This window comes from Paenibacillus xylanilyticus, assembly GCF_047246825.1.
Classification (GTDB): domain Bacteria; phylum Bacillota; class Bacilli; order Paenibacillales; family Paenibacillaceae; genus Paenibacillus; species Paenibacillus xylanilyticus_B.
The window spans coordinates 216,526-236,258 of record NZ_JBFOLB010000003.1 but is presented as its reverse complement, the minus strand read 5'-3'; the positions used below and the strand labels follow the sequence as shown (position 1 = coordinate 236,258).

At 49.8% G+C, this 19,733-nt stretch carries 16 protein-coding genes; 8 read left to right on the top strand and 8 right to left on the bottom strand.

The window, feature by feature from the left end; translation table 11 throughout:
- The first annotated feature begins 145 nt into the window (after nt 1-145).
- Nucleotides 146-1,060, top strand: a complete 915-nt coding sequence (locus tag AB3N00_RS20460) for a class I SAM-dependent methyltransferase (RefSeq protein ID WP_413036233.1) — start codon at nt 146-148, stop codon at nt 1,058-1,060.
- A 97-nt stretch (nt 1,061-1,157) separates the two neighbouring features.
- Here AB3N00_RS20460 and AB3N00_RS20455 read toward each other — a convergent pair whose 3' ends face one another.
- The 3 genes from AB3N00_RS20455 to AB3N00_RS20445 form a co-directional block, all read right to left on the bottom strand.
- Nucleotides 1,158-2,870: an ABC transporter ATP-binding protein gene (locus tag AB3N00_RS20455; RefSeq protein WP_413036232.1), complete on the bottom strand. Its 1,713-nt coding sequence runs from the start codon at nt 2,868-2,870 to the stop codon at nt 1,158-1,160.
- A 97-nt stretch (nt 2,871-2,967) separates the two neighbouring features.
- Nucleotides 2,968-3,996, bottom strand: coding sequence for an iron-hydroxamate ABC transporter substrate-binding protein (locus tag AB3N00_RS20450; RefSeq protein WP_413036231.1), 1,029 nt, complete (start codon nt 3,994-3,996; stop codon nt 2,968-2,970).
- A 91-nt stretch (nt 3,997-4,087) separates the two neighbouring features.
- Nucleotides 4,088-5,740 carry an ABC transporter substrate-binding protein gene (locus AB3N00_RS20445; protein WP_413036230.1) on the bottom strand — a complete coding sequence of 551 codons (1,653 nt, stop codon included), beginning with the start codon at nt 5,738-5,740 and terminating at the stop codon, nt 4,088-4,090.
- Between the two features lie 95 nt (nt 5,741-5,835).
- On the opposite strand from AB3N00_RS20445, the gene AB3N00_RS20440 reads away from it, so the two are divergent.
- From AB3N00_RS20440 to AB3N00_RS20425, 4 genes are all read left to right on the top strand, one after another.
- Nucleotides 5,836-6,000, top strand: a complete 165-nt coding sequence (locus AB3N00_RS20440) for a hypothetical protein (RefSeq protein WP_413036229.1) — start codon at nt 5,836-5,838, stop codon at nt 5,998-6,000.
- Between the two features lie 202 nt (nt 6,001-6,202).
- Nucleotides 6,203-7,219, top strand: a complete 1,017-nt coding sequence (locus AB3N00_RS20435) for a LacI family DNA-binding transcriptional regulator (protein WP_175396718.1) — start codon at nt 6,203-6,205, stop codon at nt 7,217-7,219.
- Nucleotides 7,220-7,333: 114 nt separating this feature from the next.
- The gene (locus AB3N00_RS20430) at nt 7,334-8,101 is read left to right on the top strand and encodes an alpha/beta hydrolase (protein WP_413036228.1); all 768 of its coding nucleotides are present in this window, start codon (nt 7,334-7,336) and stop codon (nt 8,099-8,101) included.
- A 131-nt stretch (nt 8,102-8,232) separates the two neighbouring features.
- On the top strand, nt 8,233-11,613 hold the full coding sequence (locus AB3N00_RS20425) for a GH36-type glycosyl hydrolase domain-containing protein (RefSeq protein ID WP_413036227.1): 3,381 nt from the start codon (nt 8,233-8,235) through the stop codon (nt 11,611-11,613).
- A 129-nt stretch (nt 11,614-11,742) separates the two neighbouring features.
- Here the strand turns inward: AB3N00_RS20425 and AB3N00_RS20420 are convergent, their stop codons facing one another.
- Nucleotides 11,743-12,903 (bottom strand): methyltransferase domain-containing protein, encoded by a 1,161-nt coding sequence (locus AB3N00_RS20420; RefSeq protein WP_413036597.1) that lies wholly within the window; start codon nt 12,901-12,903, stop codon nt 11,743-11,745.
- A 189-nt stretch (nt 12,904-13,092) separates the two neighbouring features.
- Here AB3N00_RS20420 and AB3N00_RS20415 point away from each other — a divergent pair, with 189 nt between their 5' ends.
- Together AB3N00_RS20415 and AB3N00_RS20410 are read left to right on the top strand one after the other, a co-directional pair.
- Nucleotides 13,093-13,596 (top strand): N-acetyltransferase family protein, encoded by a 504-nt coding sequence (locus tag AB3N00_RS20415; protein ID WP_413036226.1) that lies wholly within the window; start codon nt 13,093-13,095, stop codon nt 13,594-13,596.
- A 24-nt stretch (nt 13,597-13,620) separates the two neighbouring features.
- Complete coding sequence (locus AB3N00_RS20410; RefSeq protein ID WP_413036225.1) at nt 13,621-14,409, top strand: SDR family oxidoreductase; 789 nt, start codon at nt 13,621-13,623, stop codon at nt 14,407-14,409.
- Nucleotides 14,410-14,538: 129 nt separating this feature from the next.
- Here the strand turns inward: AB3N00_RS20410 and AB3N00_RS20405 are convergent, their stop codons facing one another.
- The 3 genes from AB3N00_RS20405 to AB3N00_RS20395 all read right to left on the bottom strand — a co-directional run bounded on the left by AB3N00_RS20405 (nt 14,539) and on the right by AB3N00_RS20395 (nt 16,161).
- Nucleotides 14,539-15,081: a hypothetical protein gene (locus AB3N00_RS20405; RefSeq protein ID WP_413036224.1), complete on the bottom strand. Its 543-nt coding sequence runs from the start codon at nt 15,079-15,081 to the stop codon at nt 14,539-14,541.
- Nucleotides 15,082-15,322: 241 nt separating this feature from the next.
- On the bottom strand, nt 15,323-15,871 hold the full coding sequence (locus AB3N00_RS20400) for a GNAT family N-acetyltransferase (protein ID WP_175396711.1): 549 nt from the start codon (nt 15,869-15,871) through the stop codon (nt 15,323-15,325).
- Nucleotides 15,872-15,903: 32 nt separating this feature from the next.
- Nucleotides 15,904-16,161 carry a DUF2164 domain-containing protein gene (locus AB3N00_RS20395; RefSeq protein WP_413036223.1) on the bottom strand — a complete coding sequence of 86 codons (258 nt, stop codon included), beginning with the start codon at nt 16,159-16,161 and terminating at the stop codon, nt 15,904-15,906.
- Nucleotides 16,162-16,351: 190 nt separating this feature from the next.
- Here AB3N00_RS20395 and AB3N00_RS20390 point away from each other — a divergent pair, with 190 nt between their 5' ends.
- Nucleotides 16,352-18,079 (top strand): glutamine--tRNA ligase/YqeY domain fusion protein, encoded by a 1,728-nt coding sequence (locus AB3N00_RS20390; RefSeq protein ID WP_413036222.1) that lies wholly within the window; start codon nt 16,352-16,354, stop codon nt 18,077-18,079.
- Between the two features lie 340 nt (nt 18,080-18,419).
- On the opposite strand, the gene AB3N00_RS20385 is transcribed toward AB3N00_RS20390, so the two are convergent.
- Nucleotides 18,420-19,658 carry an MFS transporter gene (locus AB3N00_RS20385; RefSeq protein ID WP_413036221.1) on the bottom strand — a complete coding sequence of 413 codons (1,239 nt, stop codon included), beginning with the start codon at nt 19,656-19,658 and terminating at the stop codon, nt 18,420-18,422.
- Between the last annotated feature and the right edge of the window lie 75 nt (nt 19,659-19,733).

Genomic DNA, 19,733 nt, shown 5'->3' with positions numbered 1-19,733 from the left:
TCCATCCAGCGTGTCTAAACGTTCTAGAAAAATACAGTTGACAAAAATATGTTTTTATGCTATAATTTACATATTATTTATTTCCGTATATACTAAGGTTCTCCTGGCCAGGGGGACCTTATTTTTGTTATGCGGGAGGATCACGATGAAGCCAAATGAATCCAGCATCACGTCTTTGATCTCGGCCTTCGGCCGCGCTTATCACAGTCAGTATGACACACCTCTGATTTTCAATGATTATGTAGCCAGGGAGCTGATTGCTCCCCAGGAATTTGAACAGATTAGTGAGCAAATGGTAAAGGGCATTCATTTTTTTAATCCGGAAATGGCTGATAGGGTTAAGGAGGATCCCGATCAAATATTGAAGTGGATCACACAAGTTCAGCTGTCCCCGATCGCTCTGTCGAGGGCTGCCTATTGCGAGCGGGTGCTGCTGCATGAAGTTACACTGGGAGCCACACAATATGTCATTTTGGGAGCCGGAATGGATACCTTTGCGTTAAGAACTCCAGAACTAAGCGATAGTCTGAATATCTTTGAAGTAGACCACCCGGCCACACAGCAGTTCAAGATCGATAGGCTGAATTGGGCCAACCTGCCTATTCCTAGCAACCTGCATTTCGTTCCGATGGATTTCACGCATGAGTTTAGTTACGAGAATCTAACGAACAGGGGCTTTCGGAATCAGAAAACGTTCTTTAGCCTGCTGGGCGTTACGTATTATCTGACCAAAGAAGTGCTGTCCAATCTCATGCAACATGCCTTTGCCAACCTCCCATCCGGAAGTTCGATTGTACTGGATGTTGCAGACGAACGACTCTTTGAGGAAAAAGGAATGTTTAACCGGGTAGAGAACATGGTAAAGCTGGCTGCCGTAGGCGGCGAGCCGATGCAATCCTGTTTTACGTACAGCGAGATGGAGCGCATGCTGATGGATGCTGGCCTTCTCATTTATGAGCATCTGTCGCCAGAAGATATCCAAGAGCGATACTTCAGTAATCGTACTGATGACCTCTCTGCATTTGAAACCATCCATTTTATCCATGCGGTCAAAAAATAAATGCCTGTTCAGAATGCTGCGCTTTGAATCAAAAGTACCCTTCTCCTGGTTTTACAGGGGAAGGGTATTCGTATTGAACAGTGTAAATTAAATCACGTTACCCGAATTGCGCCTGATGCAGTCGACTGTACGAGCCTTTACGTGCGAGAAGCTCATCATGGCTGCCCTGTTCGGCAACGCCGCCGTTCTCCACAACAATGATGCGGTCTGCGTGTCTGATGGTCGCCAATCGGTGTGCAATAACCAGCGTAGTGCGCCCTTGGGCGAGCTCGGACAGCGCCAGTTGAATGGCTGCTTCTGTTTCGGTATCCAGAGCCGAAGTCGCTTCGTCGAGAATAAGGATGGGCGGATTTTTCAAAATCATTCGTGCGATGGACAGACGCTGCTTCTGCCCGCCGGACAATTTGACACCCCGTTCGCCAATCATGGTGTTTAATCCTTCTGGCTGTGAGCGCACCAGTTCCTCCAATTGTGCCCGGCGGATGGCTTCCCAGATTTCTTCATCCGATGCATTCAGTTTGCCGTAGGCGATATTTTCACGAATGGTGCCGTCAAACAGGAATATATCCTGCTGTACAATACCGATATTGGAGCGCAGCGACTCCAAAGTCATGTCCTTCACCGGAATGCCATCAATGGAGATTTCGCCGGCGTCTACATCATAGAAACGCGGGATAAGGCTGCAGAGCGTGGATTTACCAGCACCGGAGGGACCAACCAGTGCAACGGTCTGACCGGCCTGAATCTCCAGGTTGACCTGTTCCAGCGTAGGTTTATGTTCACCATAGGCAAAAGTAACGTGATGAAAAGCGATGTCTCCTTTTACGTTTGTGATCGGTTTGGCCTGCGGTGTGTCTTCTACGTCCGGAACAGCTTCCAGCAGCTCCAGATAACGTTTGAATCCGGCGATGCCTTTGGGATAGGTTTCGATGACGGAATTAATCTGTTGGATCGGACCAAGGAATATATTGGACAGCATGACGAAAGCGATAAATTCCCCGTAGGTCATACTTCCTTGAATGACAAACCATGTTCCGCATACGAGTACAAACAGCGAGACAAATTTCATTAAAATAAAGCTGAGCGAGGAGTTCCACGCCATAATGCGGTAAGTGATCAGTTTGGTGAGCCGGAAACGTTCATTGTTCTCAGTAAAACGGCCGATTTCATGATTTTCATTGGCAAAGGCCTGTACTACCCGGATTCCGCTGACATTGTTCTCCACCCGTGCGTTATAGTCTGCAATATCGGCAAACATGCGTTTGAAGGCTTTGGACATTTTGCGGCTGAAATACAGGGACAGGTAGATCATCAGCGGCACGATGATGAAGGTCAATACGGCAAGCTGCCAGTTGATGCTGAGCATGATGCCGAAGGCGCCGGCCAGAGTCATCAGGGCAATGAACAGATCCTCCGGTCCGTGGTGCGCAATCTCTCCGATATCCATCAGATCGTTGGTCATCCGTGAGACAAGATGGCCTGTTTTGTTATTGTCGAAGAAGCGGAAGGACTGCTTCTGCACACGCGTAAACAGCTCCCTCCGCATATCAGACTCAATGTTAATACCCAGCTTGTGTCCCCAGTAAGTGACGGCATAATGGAAAAAGGAGCTGAGCAGGTAGATGCCGAGCAGTGCAGCACATGCCGTTAGAATCATGGACCAGTTGCCCTCGGGGAGCAGTTTATCCACTACCTGGTTTACAGCAAGCGGAAATACCAGTTCCAACAGGGCTGCTGCGATGGCACAGGAGAAATCCAGAATGAAAAGTCCTCTGTAAGGACGGTAATACGCCATGAAACGGCGAAGCATATGTAGTTCTCCCTTCTATAACGCAAATGTCCAGGCAGGCCTTAGGCCTGTCCGGACACAGCATTCTGTCGTATTCAATGTATTGGATAAATCCTACTTACTTGCGGTTTTGCTCTGCACGTTCCACGATCATGTCAGCGAATTCCTCTGCCTGACCCTGGATGGCGATCGGATCGAAGTACCAGTAACGGTCCTCCTGCAATTCATACACCTGATTATTTTTCACAGCCGGCAGGTTCTGCCAGATGGAATCACCCTGGTAATTGGCATGACTCCCATCCACGGTGAGGAAAATATGGTCCCCTGCATAGTCGCCGATGACCTCACGCGAAATTTCTTTCCACTGCGTATCACCCATGAGTTCTTTCTTGGTGATCTCGAGTGGTGCAAGTTCCAATGCACGGTAGACGGCCTGTCCACCGCGGCCGAAATTATCTCCGTAGCCATAGTAGCTCTTGTCGGATACTTCGAGAATCGAGAACGTCTCCTCCGGTTTAATAACCGCCTTAACCTTGGCACGCGCAGCTTCAATGTGCTCGTCATACGTTTTCAGCCAGGCTTCGGCTTCTTCGGATTTGTCCATCAGTTCTCCGAATCCCCGAATTTCATCATGCACATTGGTGAATGTGCCGTAGGGAATGACAACGGTAGGAGCAATTTTCTGATACTTCTCAATCTCTTCAGCATCAGCGGAGTAGGTAATGATCAGATCCGGATTCAATTCAACGACCTTCTCAAGAGAAACGGAGCCGCGATCCCCAATATTTTCGACGTCTGCGACCTGATCAGCATAGAATGGATTCTCCAGGTAGTATTTAATTGCCCCCACGGGCTTCACGCCCAGAGCAAGCAGATCACTTACGTACATATCCGTCACAATGCGTTGGGGTTCAGCTGGTATTTCAACATCCCCACTAAGGGATTTATAGATTCGTGTTGCATTGGCGGAAGTGCCTGAGTCGGTCGATGATGCTGTAGTTGTTTCTGTCGACCCGTTTGAGACTTCGGTTCCTGCCCCGGTCTGTTCAGCAGTGGTGGAACCTGCACCACTACTGCAGGCAGACAGGATCATGATGATGGCCAGCATAAGCAGCAAGCCCGAAAAACGTTTTTTAACGACAAACATCGGTAAGTTCCCCCTGTGATAATCAATAATGATTATTATTCTCATTAATAACATAGAGGAAGATCTTACATTTGTAAATGGACAACTATGATCACTGTTCCATGGACAATTGTGATGTGAGTTTGTGTATGATATCCTGCAGCTGCTCCATGACAGAGAGTGGGTCAAATCCGTAAAACACGTCCGCATCAATCTCATATACATGTCCATTGCGAACAGCATTCAAACTGCTCCAGGGTTCCTGACTGAGCAAGGCTTCTAGAGTCTGTCGTTCCTTTTTATCTGCAGGGTAAGCCATAAATATGTGATCAGCAGCATACAGGTGAATGTCTGAAATGGGTACATGGACGTATCCCATGAGCAGTTGGCCGTCCTTTTTCATACGTGCTGGCGGGCTGAATCCGAGAGATTGATACAGAATATGCGAGGCTCTGCCCCAACCTTGGCCATAGATATACGCTCCACCTTCACCGGTCCAAAAAATGCATACAGCCGATCCGCGGAGTCCGATCCGTCGGTCCAGCGTATGATTGGCTTCTTGCTGCAGTTGGTCGTATTGGCTCAGCAGTGCCTTGGCATGGTTCTCCATGTCTGTAACCCGGCCAATTTGAAGGAATTGCTCCTGCCAGTCCATTTCCTCGAAGGGCATGAGAATGGTTGGCGCGATCTGGCGCAGCTCATCCGTACTGGAGTGCGGCGCATAACCGATGATGACATCGGCACCAGATTCGGCAATGAGATCAAAACGAGTGATTAGTTCATACTCGGAATGCTGTTTGAACGAATGCTCTCCACTCCGGACGAGTTTATCTTCCATCCAGGAGGCCACCGCACCCATGTGAGGGGTACAACCCAGTGCCAGCAGAGAGGCTGTGCAGTTGTATGTAAGGGATACAATCTTCTTGGGCGTTTTGCGGTAGAGTGTCGGTGCTGTTCCGACTATCTGCTTGAATTTACGGCTTAGATAGAAAATATCCCGGTATCCTGTCAGCTGTGCAAGCTCCTGCAAAGTGGGATTGGCGAGCAGCAGATGCTCCTGTGCCAGCCTGATTCTTAGCCGCGTGACATATTCCACAAAGGTAAGACCGGTATGTTTCTTGAATTCGCGCGAAAAGTGTTCGGGGCTCACATTGGCATCTCTCGCTAACTGGTCCCGGGTCAATGGATGTTCAACCATCTCATGGATGTGTCTGATGACAAGGGACAGCCATGAATGCTCATCACGAGTTGAACGGAGAGAATGATCACGTATTACATCAAGCAGCTGATAGAACAGCATGTGAGACTTGAACGGACCGAACTCCTCGTTTTTGGAACAGGTCAATACCAGTTCTGATGCAATCTCAGCGATCCCACGGCTTGTAATGGAAACAGGAGAGCTGAATGGCCAGAGCAGTGGTTTATTATCGGCTTCTTCGAATGCTATGGCAATGCCCTGTACTGGTGAGAGGGAGCCGCGTGTGCGTTCATGCTGAAGAATGGTTCCGGCCTGCCGGATCACCGCGGAGCCCGTGTTTACTGTCCATTTTCTATCCATGCTGACTAGTCGGGTCTGACCTGAAGTGACGACATAAATAACATGCAGTCTGTGCCACTCTTCGTCTGTACGGGAGAAGGCCTCTTGGTCATGGAACTGCATCAGATGCCGCAGCCCGTACATAGCCGGTGGAAAGGATCGAATCTCGTGCACAGAGGCGTTACTGGGCAAGGGGTGTTGATAAACGTTTTGCTCCAAATAGCTCATAACATAGTGTCTCCTTATTTGGTTTTAATTCATATGCAGTATAAACTATAATTGCTGAATGTGGTTGCATGGAATCATTCGGTCCACTTATTTCGGTGAAAATGAATAAAGAGGTTGAAATCGCTATCAACTCCGACTATAATGAAAATGTCGAAACGTTTCAATGTCTTGCTGAGAAGCAATGTCCATACCATTTCAGTATGGAGTTGTCTGCAGAGCTTCACATGAAGAGGCGTGTCTCGACGCTGATTGCTCCCTAAATAAAGCTTATATGAATGAGCCGCGGGGCAAGAAGCTGGATCGTAGCATTTTTTTTGAAATACCTTCGAAACGTTTCGATTAAAGAGGTAAGCAACGATTATCCCATGGAAAAGTATAGAATTGGGTGGTTGTCGCAACCATTTAAAGTATAAAATGTAGATAACATATGAAATTGGTCAAGTTAGAAGGGGCGAACGTGGAATGGCAACGATTAAGGATGTGGCAAAGCTGGCAGGTGTGGCGCTCTCGACCGCTTCCTATGCTCTGAACGGGGACAGCAAAGTCAGCGCCAAGACCAAGGCAAAAGTGCTGGAGGCAGCACGGGAACTGAATTACCGCAAAAACGGCTTTGCCATGGACCTGAAACGGAGCCGGACGAATACAATTGCGTTGATTCTGACTGATCTTTCGGGTCCGTATTACTCGGAGTTGATTCGCAGCGTTCAGGATGTGGCGCTTGCGAACGGATATGATCTGATCGCGTGCAGTTCGATGGGTGGACGTGATTCGACTGCGGTTCGTTTTTTGCGGGAAAAAAGGGTGGATGGAGCGATTATACTGGCACACAACATTCATGATGATATTTTGGTGGAATCTGCTGGACAGCGTTTCCCCATTATTGTGATGGATCGTCATCTGTCGGGTGACCATCTGGTTAACGTGTTGGTTGACGGTGAACAAGGTGGATATCTGGCTACGCGTCACCTCATTGATGAGGGGCATCGGATGATCGCCTATATTAGCGGCCCATCCAACTCATATGATAATGGCCTGCGTTACCAAGGATATCTGAGAGCCATGAAGGAAGCGGGACTTGAAGAGAAATCCAAATGGCGTCTGAGCGGCAATTTCGTACGTGAGGGCGGGTACAGCGCAACCAAAATGATGATTATGCAGGGCGAGCTTCCAACGGCCGTATTTTACGGGAATGATGAGATGGCCATCGGGGGATTAAAAGCACTGGAAGAGAGCGGCATATCCGTACCGAATGACATTTCGGTCATTGGGTTTGATGACATTCAACTGTCCGAGTTTGTTCATCCTCCGCTCACCACGGTGCGCCAGCCGAAACACGAAGCCGGATCACTTGCAGGACATCTGCTGTTCCAGATGTTGAACGGTGAAGCGGTGAATCCATCCTATACGTTAACGATTGATATGGTAGAGCGCCAGTCTGTGCGCTCCGTCCAGGCGGAATCGGGCACACAGCCCGCGTAAGAGTTATCGGCTGCATGAGAGTGATTGATTGCTGTCGTGGCATATGGATTGCTATATCTCAGGTCAGACATTCAATGGACCTATTGTAAATCTGGTTGGACAGGAGATGAAGAAATGGCTTTGATACAATGCCAGTTGTTCGCGGAAAGTCTTAGCGTGTCGACAGACATCACTCTCATATTGCCGGAACATTCACCGCTCCGTGCAAGCCGGGATGGAAAACTGCCTGTACTGTATCTGCTGCACGGACGCGGTGCGGATCACTCCGAATGGACACGGCATTCTTGTATCGAACGCTATGCCGAGGCCAGAGGAATTGCGGTTGTGATGCCCGCGGCTGGAAGAAGCTACTATATGGATATGCAGCAAGGCGGGTCTTATTTTACATATATAAGTGAGGAACTGCCTGCATTTGTGAAGTCCCTCTTTCCAATTTCTGACCGCCGTGAAGATACCTTTGTAGCGGGCGTTTCCATGGGCGGGTATGGTGCATTCAAGCTGGGTCTGCGTTTCCCGGAACGATATGCTGCGGCAGCCAGTCTGTCAGGTGGGCTCGATCTGGCGGCCCGGGTGCGTGGACAGGGAAACTTCACTCCTGCGGAAATGCAGAGTATCTTCGGCAGCCCTGAGCGGATCGAGGGCAGCGATGATGATCTGCTGGCTGTAAGCCGCAGGCTGGCAGCAGCGGGGACGGCGTTTCCACAGCTGTATCAATGCTGCGGAACAGAGGATTTTCTGTATGAAGCCAACCAGACATTCCGCCATATGATGAAAGAACTTGATGTACAAGTAACGTATGAGGAAGAGCCAGGAGGTCACGAGTGGAGTTATTGGGATATGAAGATCCAACGTGTCCTGGAATGGCTGCCCGTTAAAGTGTAACAAGCCAGTGGGAATGAAACCAAGGGGTTCGGAACCGGATTGGCCTGTAGAGGCCGATTTGCAGAGGAGCCCTATTCTTTTTCGAAAGATTCGAAACGTTTCGATTTATACTACATGAAGGAGTGAATGATATGACAACGATGATTAATGAACCGATCCGGCTGACTGCCGGGGAATTGACCTTTACCTTTTTGAACAGCGGGGACCTGTATCAGGCAACATCCGGTACAACCATGCTGAACCAGCTGCTGAGCAACCAGATCGATGGATCTCTGAACAATCTGTACCTGCGCGTACACGAGGGCGAGAAAATCAGCTCTTTTCCATTGCTCGGTGCACGTTCGAACAGTAAGGTGATGACAAGCAAGACTCAACCAGGCAATCAGCTGATTTGGGAAGGCAGCGTTGCATTGGAAGGCAAGGAAGAAAGCATTGGCTACCAGGTTGTATTCACTGCAACGTCCCAAGGCGTCTGGTTCTGGGATGTGAAACTAAAAGGGCAGCATATCGGTGTTGATATCGTATACGGACAGGATGTGGGACTGGCTGACCCAGGTGCGGTACGCAGCAATGAGGCCTATCTGTCGCAGTATATTGACCATACTGTATTTGAAGAGGGAGCCAAGGGTTATGTCGTTTGTTCCCGTCAGAACCAGCCTCAGGGCGGCGCGTTCCCTTATATGCAGCAAGGTTCTTTGACCAAAGCAGTCGGCTACTCCACAGACGGCTTCCAATTCTTCGGCCTGTCTTACAAGGAAACCAACGAACCGGAAGGCCTGAGCCGCAAAACACTGGCCAATGAGACGTATCAATATGAATTTGCCTATACGGCATTACAGTCTGAGCTATTGAATTTGGATGGGGAGGCTGAGGTTGTCTTCTACGGACTGGCGAAGCCCGATCATCCAGAAGGCATCTCCGCACTGGAATATGCAGAGGAAGTGGCTGCGGCATGGGCCGCTGTCCAGGCACTCGAAATTCAGAACGGTGAAACACTTGAACAAGTGAAGCTGTCTTCCAGCCTGGGTGAACCACTTGTGGCACTGGATATGACGGAAGAAGAAATCAATGATCTGTTCCCTGATCGTCATCAGGAAGAGCGCAATGAAGATTCGCTCCTGTCCTTCTTCACAGGCAGTTACGAACATATCGTTCTGAAAGCGAAGGAACTGCTGGTTGAGCGTCCACATGGTCATATTTTGATGAGCGGTGGCAACGTGAAGCTTGGAGCAAAGGTCATTACGACAACGTCCTATATGTATGGTATTTTCAACTCACAGCTGGTTATTGGCAACACCAATTTTAATAAAATGATCAGTAACGCCCGCAATGCGCTGAACGTGCCGAAGACTGCCGGACAACGCATCTACGTGGAGATGGAAGGCAAGTATCGTCTGCTGACCATGCCATCCCTGTTCGAAATTGGCTTCAACTATGTACGTTGGATGTACAAAACCGAATCCGATACACTCATCGTGACGAACTACACAGGGGCACATACAACAGAAGTGCGCATGAATGTGCGTTCGACAAGCGGCAAAGCCTATCGTTATCTGATCACCAACCAGATCACCATGAATGTGAACGAATACGAATATCCGCTGCATATGACGCAAGATGGTCAGACACTAATCTTCAAGGCAGATCCGCAAGCGATCAGTGCCGGAACATATCCTGATTTGCAATATCGCATGTCTGTCGAAGGTGCTTCGGTGAAAGCAGGTGACGAAACGCTGCTGGCAAGTGGTATCCGCAGTGGATCGGCTTCTCTGGTTACGCTTAGTCTGGAAGAGAGTGCGGAGTGGACGCTTACGGTTCAGGGTGTACTGGAAGGTCAAGCGAATGAGGCCGGATCGACTCTTACCTTTGAAGAGGAAGTACAGGCTTATCGCGAATTCTTCGCGGGTGTGATGAACGGGTTCCGTCTGTCTCGTGGGGAAGGTCAAAGTGCTGAAGATTTGTTCAAAGTGAATGCCCTGGCTTGGTGGTATACACACAACATGCTGGTTCACTACTCCGTGCCTCACGGTTTGGAGCAATATGGCGGCGCAGCATGGGGTACACGTGATGTATGTCAGGGTCCGGTTGAATACTTCATGGCCACGCAAAAATACGAGCAGGTACGCGACATCATCAAAATGGTCTATACGCATCAATACGAGGATGACGGCAACTGGCCGCAATGGTTCATGTTTGACAAATATTTTGCCATCCAGCAGGAAGAGAGTCATGGCGACATTATCGTCTGGCCGCTGAAAGTGCTGGCAGACTATCTGACAGCGACTCGCGACTACGCGATTCTGGATGAGAAAGTGCCGTACACTGTTAAACACAGCTTCGGATTCACGGAAGAGACAGCAACCGTACTGGATCATGCGAAGAAAGAGATCGAATACATTCGTTCACACTTCCTGCACGATACATTCCTGTCTTCCTATGGCGATGGGGACTGGGACGATACCCTTCAACCAGCCAATGCACAGCTCAAGCAGTTTATGGTGAGCAGCTGGACAGTCGCTCTGACGTATCAATCCGTCAACGTGCTTTCGCAGGCTTTGAAATACAAGGATGCATCCTTTACCGAGGAGCTTGAAGCTCTGGCTGTTGGCATCCGTGAAGACTTTAACCGGTGCATGCTGGGGACCGATGTCATTCCGGGCTTTGTGTACATGGAAGACGCAGATCAGGCGAAGCTAATGCTGCATCCGACCGATACGGAGACAGGCATCCAATACCGCCTGCTGCCTATGACACGCAGTATGATCGGTGAATTGCTCACGGCAGAACAGGCAGAATCACATTATGCACTGATTCGCGAGCAGTTCCTGTGCCCGGATGGGGTGCGCCTGATGAACCGTCCGGCTCAATACGCCGGCGGTGTGAGCAGTCACTTCAAGCGGGCAGAGCAAGCGTCCAACTTCGGACGCGAGATTGGTTTGCAGTACGTACACGCCCACATTCGTTATGTGGAGGCGATGGCGAAGCTCGGCAAGACGGATCAGGTATGGAATGGGCTGGCGATGATCAACCCGGTCGGAATCGGGGAGGTTGTGCCTAACGCGGAGATCCGCCAGGCCAATGCGTATTTCAGCAGTTCTGACGGCAAGTTCAACACGCGTTATGAGGCGCAGGAGCATTTTGACCAGCTGCGTAAAGGAACGGTACAGGTGAAGGGTGGATGGAGAATCTACTCCAGCGGTCCTGGAATCTACATGAACCAACTGATTTCGAATGCACTCGGCATTCGTCAGGAGGGTGGGGATCTAGTCATTGACCCTGTCCTGCCAGCAGAGCTGGACGGCATGCAATTCGAGTTTGAATATGCGGGCGAACCAGTAACGTTTATCTATCACTTGAACGAAGGATCAGTTAACCGTGTAACCGTGAACGGTAAGGATATTCGCACGGAAACTATAGCGAACCGTTATCGCCAAGGCGGAGTCTGCATTTCCCTGGATGAGTTCAGACAGCTGCGTACTTCGGAACGTACCATCGTTGATATTTATATGTAATTCAACTTCGTATGAGCTTTTTGAAGTTTGAGTGTAATGAAAGGCTATCCTCCTTAACAGGCAGGATGGCCTTTTTTTCATAATCTTATTGCTGTTGACTACACCAAAAGTGATGTTGATCATTGGTTATCAGCGCAGTGGTACCGCGAGCAGCGTATGCAGAAGTGAATTGTAACGGATATGCTTCGTAACGTAACCATGGTCCTCCAGCCAGCCGCACAGCTCGTCCAACAGGGGGAAGTGGCGTTCTCTTACGGCACGCAGCTGCAGGGTGTCTCCTGCCGTCTTAGCTTGTCTTATATACTCTTCCCGGTGTGCTGCGTCCACAAACATGAGATCCGTTAGACAGATTCGTCCTCGTGCGGTTAACACTCTCTGCATTTCCTGCAGCGCCAGCTGCTGCTGGTCTGGACTCAGATGATGGAAGGCGAAGCTGGATACGAGAAAATCAAAGGTTTGATCGGCAAAAGGCAGTGCGAGGAAGTTCCCCAGCTTCACATGCATCCCGGGATATTTGGTGCGGCATGTGCGCAGCATCTCTCTCGATTGGTCAATCCCGGTCATGGTGGCACCACGTTCCAATAACTTGCCCGCCAGATTGCCAGTGCCTGTTCCAATATCCAGTCCTTGCTCACCAGGAACGGAGGATATCCAATGTGCTGTCTGTTCCAGTGCTTCGTCATAGTTGTGATACAGGTAAAAGGAAGACGGCACCTCCTTGGTTGCCGGGCCTTCTCCGGCGTTCGTGGATTCGTTATAAGGCATGCTATCGGCTTCCTCTGGGTCATGCCCAGCGGTCATGCCGTCTGCAGCCTGCACCTGCTCATCATGAACCGCTGCCTGGGTATCATAATTCCAACGGTCATGCCAGTTCTGGCGTGCTTCCCGCAGGCGGCGGGAACTGTCTGCGAGCTCATGCAAATGGCTTACGTCCAGCGGCCCATCCTGACGGTTGAGATCAATCATGCGCTGAGTCGTATCCAGCATGCGTTTCAGTTCAATCCATTGGGCATACATGACGGCTTGCTGCAGCTCCAGATACTCTTCCAGCCGCTGCTGATTGCCTTGGTCAATCTCTCCGAGCGCATGGGTAATATCCTGAAGGGACATGCCAATCTCACGCAGTGCGGCGATGGTTTGCAGCCGCCAAATGTCATTTTCCGTGTAGCATCGGTATCCATTACCGGCCTGTTTGGAAGGGAGAATCAACCCTTTTTCCTCATAAAAGCGAATAGCCCTGGGGGATATGCCGAGCCTGCCTGCCGCCTCTTTAATATTCAAGAACCACACCTCCTTCGTCATTATCATCAGTATAAACGATGACGTTACGTAAAGGTTAAGAGGGATTCCCGATTTTAGTTCGGGCTCAGGGCTGTGCTACAATGTAGTCAAAAGAAAAACATGCGCATAGGTTCGTACAAGCTGCAAGCCAATCATGCGCTAAGATAAAGTGATAACTGCACGAAAGGTTGAAATGTGATGCTTACCCGTCAAACGTATAAGATTCGACCATCCGAGATGAAGGATGCACCCCAGCTGATGGAGATGGATGCTCTAGTGTGGGATATACATACCTCACCCGCGCCGTTTCACTGGAAGTCCAGACAGCAGTTTCTACAGCATTGTCCACCAGGGAGCCAACTGGTGGCCGTAGAGGGAGAGCGGGTCTGCGGTTATGTGGGCTTCTATCCAGCTACGAGGATGCCTGTCAATCGTCATGTCTATGAGATCAATATCGCTGTTCATCCCAATGATCGGCGCAGTGGCGTGGCAACGTCCTTAATGCATGCAATGAAAGAACACGCTCGTGAACAAGGGATTCATAAGCTGCGGCTCCGCGTTCTGTCGAGCAATCCGGGAGCGATTGCGTTTTATACACAGTGCGGGTTTGAGACAGAGGGCCGACTGGTATCGGAATTTTATATCGCGGGGAAATATGTAGACGATATTCTCATGAGTTATTTTATCCGGACTGAACGATAGTCCAAGGACGAAGGAGGAACAACGATGGACATGGGACTTCGGGGTAAAAAAGCGCTGGTGCTTGCATCCAGTCAGGGACTGGGCAAGGCGGTGGCAGCACAGCTGGCCGCTGAAGGCGCAGACGTGATGCTTGCCAGTCGAAACGAGGAGAAGCTTGCAGCCGTAAAGCAAGAGCTGCTGGAATTGAATGGTGGAGGGCAAATTGAGTACTATGTAACGGATGTTACACGCAAGGAAGACATTAGCGCGCTAATAGATCGGACAGGAGAGCTGTTCGGGCAGATTGATATTCTTGTGAACAACTCGGGTGGTCCCCCTTCGGGTACATTTGAATCCCTTACGGATGAGGATTGGGAGCGGGCATTTGAGTTAAATGTCATGAGTTATGTACGGATGATTCGGGGTGTGCTTCCTTATATGAAGGCAAATGGCGGACATATCGTGAATATTGCTTCAACTTCGGTGAAGCAACCCATCCCGGGGCTGATTCTGTCCAATACGTTCCGCACCGGAGTCTTTGGTCTGGCGAAGACGTTGTCACAGGAGCTTGCGCCTTATGGCATTTTAATCAATACGGTCGCACCAGGTCGAATCGGGACAGATCGGATCCGTGAACTCGACTCTGCGCGGGCAGAGCAGAATGGAATCAGTGAGGAAGAGGTAGCGGAGCAGTTCCGTAAGGAAATTCCGCTTGGACGGTACGGCCAGCCCGAGGAATTCGCCAAAGCGGTGGTATTCCTTTTGTCCGGTGCCAATACGTATATTACCGGCACTTCTCTAGTGGTAGATGGCGGTATGGTACGGGCTCTCTAGGAGCAATAGCTACTTCATCTGAATGGGATCCGGAATGTAATCTGAATAGATGTAAAACCCTCTGCTACACCAAAAGGTGAAGACAGAGGGTTTTTGATTGGAAGCATACACTCAAGCTGGTACTTCCAATTAGGAAGGATCCGTGCTGCTTGTGCTGGTTGATTGGTTGGAGCTGCCCGAGTCGGACTGGGCTCCGGAGTCATCGCCACGTTTGGCCCGGTAACCATTCCGTCCTTCTGACAGTACACCGTTCACCAAGTCAGTCACACGCTCGTTCAGGCCGGTTGTGCGCTTATCGTACTGAGTTTGCGTAATTTTGCCATCAGTTAGCTGCTGCTGCAGCTCGCTCTTCCCGGCAGCGACAAGTTTGTCGATAACGGTCTGCACGTCCACATTTTTGCTGGCAGCCATCTCGGCAATGGTGCTCCCTGATTTACGGGCTTCCTTCAGTTCGTCTGCTGTTACGCCGAGGGCAGAGGCCAGTTCGTCCGAATATCGGCCAAGTCCATGTCCCTTTTTGCCGTCTGCGGATTTCGATGTATGTGAATTCGTTCCGGAGTTGCTGGCGTTCTTGTTCTGAGCAGAAGTACCTGCAGCCGGATCGGCATGAGCGAAGTTATTGGCAAACAATCCTCCGCCAAGTGCGATCGTCAAAGCCATCGTGCTGGTCATCATCATTGTCCTTGAAGTTCTGCTTCTCTTCATCAGCGATCATCCTTCTTTCTCAGTATGGTAGTGTGGATGCTGGACCCATAACGTTATCGTAGGCAACCAGGATGAAGAGAGGCTGAAAGAGACCTTAAGGTGCAGTAAAAATAAATAGGTACCCCAATCAAAGATGTCTCTCTCCCGCAAGAAGATTAGCTTCTTGCGGGGGAGAGACATCCATTGTTTGTAACATTATGTATGCGGGTTAACGCAATAGTTCCCATTCATGCTGCAGCATGCCGTATACGGCATGATTGACGTATCCCTTGGGCAACTTCTCTGCCTGACGGATTACACCTTCAAGGACAAATCCAAGACGCTCAGGGATGGCCCGGCTGCGCTTGTTATTGGTGGCCGAACGAATCTCGACCCGGTTCAGATCCAGGGTGACCAGAGCATGATCAACCAGAACACGGCAAGCACTGGTCATTAAGCCTTGACCCTCAAAGCCTTTCCCAAGCCAGTATCCGATACTTACGGAACGGTTGGTCCAGTTAATCTCGTGGAAGCCGATAATGCCTGCGAGATCACCCTTCAGCCAGACACCTGCAGTGAAGCCTCCGTTTTCGGCGCCCTGCTTCAGCGCGTTGCTGATGAAGTTTGAGGTATGTTCTACTTCCGTTACATGGTCCACCCATGGCAGCCAGTGTCTCAGTTGATCGCGCGAGCGATCCGTAAGTTCGAACAGAGGCTTGGTGTGCTCCATGGAGAGTGGACGGAGCTCGGTATATTCATCCAATGAATAGGTAAACATGAGTGCAACCTTCTTTCTTTATAATTAGTGGTTTAGCGGGAGGCAGGAGGCAGTTTGCGCTCCAGTGCAAACAAATCTTCTTCCATGGAGGCCATGCGCTGATTCACGGTGGTACGGGCGTCACGGAGTGCCTGATTATATATGTAGGGAGCGAGCTCCGTCATAAACAGATCCAGCACCCCCCAAGCTGCCAGGTCGCCAAGTTCTTCGCCATGTTCCTCTTCGAAATACGACTGGATGGTACGGATGGCTTCATCCTGCTGTTCTTTGGTCAGTTTGAGCGTGTTCAATGGGAATCCCTCCCTTTATTTTGTTTTTACTATCATGCTACATGATTCGCGCGAACCCGTCAAAATGGTTTTTGGCCTATCTTGTGTGCAGGCAATCCGGACTTTGGTGCCGTTCTTTATTGAACTCGTCCTTCGTAAAAGGTATATTTAGATGAAACACTTTGTAATTTCTGAAAGCTCCAATCAATTCATGAAAGGTTTGATACCTGTGGACAATCGTACAACCCCTCCTAACTTTATCAAAAATATTATCACCGAAGATCTCCGGTCAGGAAAAGTCCAGGAAGTCATTACCCGTTTTCCTCCGGAACCGAACGGTTATCTGCATATTGGCCATGCCAAGGCCATCTGGATCAACTTCACGCTGGGCGCTGAATTCGGCGGTAAAACGAACCTGCGTTTTGATGACACAAATCCGGTCAAGGAAGATGTGGAATACGTACAATCCATTCAGGAGGATGTCAAATGGCTCGGCTTCGAGTGGAACGAGAAACGTTTTGCTTCCGACTATTTTGACGAGATGTACAACCGTGCTGTCCTGCTGATCCAAAAAGGAAAGGCCTATGTCGACGACCAAAGCGCCGACAAAATTCGGGAAATGCGTGGTACGCTGACAGAGCCGGGCAAGAACAGCCCGTACCGTGATCGTACCGTCGAGGAGAATCTCGACCTGTTCGCACGGATGCGTGCAGGTGAATTCCAGAACGGAGAAAAAGTGCTGCGTGCGAAGATTGATATGGCTTCGCCCAATATCAACCTGCGTGATCCGGTAATCTACCGTATCGCTCATGCGCACCACCATAACACGGGTGACAAATGGTGCATCTATCCGATGTATGCCTTTGCTCATCCGCTGGAAGATGCCATTGAAGGTGTGACACATTCCCTCTGTTCCCTGGAATTTGAGGATCAACGTCCGTTCTACGATTGGGTCATCGCCGAATGTGAGATGGAGAGCCAGCCGCACCAATATGAGTTCGGTCGCCTGAACCTGTCCCAGATGGTTACGAGCAAACGGAAGCTGAAGTTGCTTGTGGACGAAGGACATGTGGATGGATGGGATGATCCGCGCATGCCAACGATTTCGGGTCTCCGTCGCCGGGGTTACACACCGGAAGCGATTCGTGATTTTGTATTCGAGACAGGCATTTCGAAAAGTCAGGGCGTTATTGACCTGCAAACGCTGGAGCACTTTGTCCGTGAGGATCTGAAACTGAAAGCTCCTCGTACCATGGCGGTTCTGCACCCGCTGAAAGTGGTTATCACCAACTACCCTGAAGGGGAAGTGGAGTGGCTGGAAGCAGAGAACAATGTGGAAAATCCGGAAATGGGCAATCGTCAAATTCCATTCTCCCGTGAGATTTACATTGAGCAAGACGACTTTATGGAAAATCCGCCGAACAAATACTTCCGTCTGTTCCCTGGCAATGAAGTTCGCCTGAAACATGCGTACTTTATCAAATGCAACGATGTCATCAAGGATGCGGAAGGCAATGTAATCGAGATTCACTGTACGTATGATCCGGAGACGAAGAGCGGCAGTGGCTTCACGGGTCGTAAAGTTAAAGGAACAATCCACTGGGTAGAAGCGAGCCAAGCAGTTCCGGCCGAATTCCGTCTGTATGAGCCTTTGATCTCGGCAGAAGCACCGGAAGCAGATGCAGAAGCAGAAGTAGCCGGGGCTGAGCTCGTGGAAGAACAACCGGAGAAAACGTTCCTGGATCAACTGAACCCGAACTCCCTTGAGATTGTTCACGGATACGTGGAGCAAGAGATGAAGGAAGCGAAAGCACAGGATAAATTCCAGTTCTTCCGTCACGGTTATTTCAGCGTGGATCCGAAGCATTCCGAGCCAGGCCGTCCTGTGTTCAACCGGGTCGTGTCCCTGAAAAGCTCGTTCCAACTGCCGAAGGCATAAGGTACTAACAGAGGTAGAACAATAGGTAAAGTAAAAGGTTTAAGGTCAGGCTACAAGTTAGAGCTATAAACGTAAAAGGCGTCTCCGGGGCAACAAGCCAATGGAGACGCCTTTCTCTCTACTACTATTCTTAATCCTTTGTTTGAATGTTTGAACTTTTTATTTACACCTAACGGAGAGGACAGAATAAAGCATGAGAAGCGAAGCGTTCGTGTTTATCACCATGATTTTACCCTTTAAATAAAGGGAATCATAAAAATCCGGGGATAACAGCGATCGAAAGATTGTTCTGTCCAAGCAGTGCTCCAGTGTAAATTTTTCAACTTTTGCCAACAAAACATTATCCATCCTCATCCATGCTGCCCATCTCGGTTAGTACAATAGGCTGGTAACCGTTTCTGCGGTTGATCAACCACATCACTCCAAAGCCGACTGCACCGATGAGTGAGAAAAAGACGCCAATGTTATACATGACCTCGGCACCAAAGCTCTGGAATAACCAACCGCCGAACAAGCCGGCAATGACACCGGATATGCCGCCCCAGGCCATCGTATACACTGCTTGACCAGAGGAACGATAGGGTCTTGGGATAAACAGCATGGTCAGCTGGGTACCCACATAGAAGTACCCACCAAACGTAATCGAGTGCATCAGCTGGATAAATACAATCTCCAGCGGGTTAACGGCCTCAGCCATCAGCTGCCAGCGGACAGCGAACAGCAGGCTGACGAGTACGAGACTTGCAAGTAGCATGCTCATTTTTCGTTTCAAAAAGCGATCCAGCAGCAGGAAGACACCTACTTCGAGAATGGATGACGTGAAGATGGCCCACCCGACCATCTGTTTGTTGCCGCCCATCTCTGTAATGTAGAGCGACATAAATGTACTGTTCATCGCATTAGGTACCGACACCAGCACACCTAGTCCAATAAACGTCATAAAGTAAGGATTGAACATCACCCTGCCGAAGCGGCGGAACGTGACCACTGGGGTATCCGAAGCGATGGGCTGCCTTGGCAGAAACATGGCAAACGCAAAGGCGATGGCAATCATGCAGGCAAAGACAATCGATACACTGCCCACGCCCAGGCGGTCAATAAGCGGTCCGGCAGCTGCAGCAGTCAGAGCCCAACCGAGTGAGCCCCACAGCCGGAACGTGCCGAATTTCTGGGTGGTCCCATCGATATACCCGAGAATGAGACTGTTGGTTTGGGCAAACAGCGGACTTTGGAAGAAATAAAAGAAAATCATGGCTCCATAGATCCAGGCATATGTGGGTGCATGAAAGACGGCTTGGGCAAGCACAAATGTGCCTCCCATCATCATCATAAGGACAATGCGAATATTGCGGGATTTGTCGCTCCAGAAGCCCCAGAACGGATTGGCGAACAGGGATACAAAGGGACCGATCGCCATCAGACTGCCGATTTCCAGCTTGGTCATGCCGATTTCCTGCAGATACAATTGAAGAAAGCCAGCGAAGATGGAGATGGCTCCGTAAATGAAAAAGTTATATAGTTTCAGCGAGACCAAAGAGGGATTGCCTCTTCCGGGTGCATATCTGTCCAATAGAGCCATTCCTTTCAGAATCAATATTCTTCAATGTATCATTTGTTGAAAGGGGATTCAATGTATAGAATAAGTTTATTATAT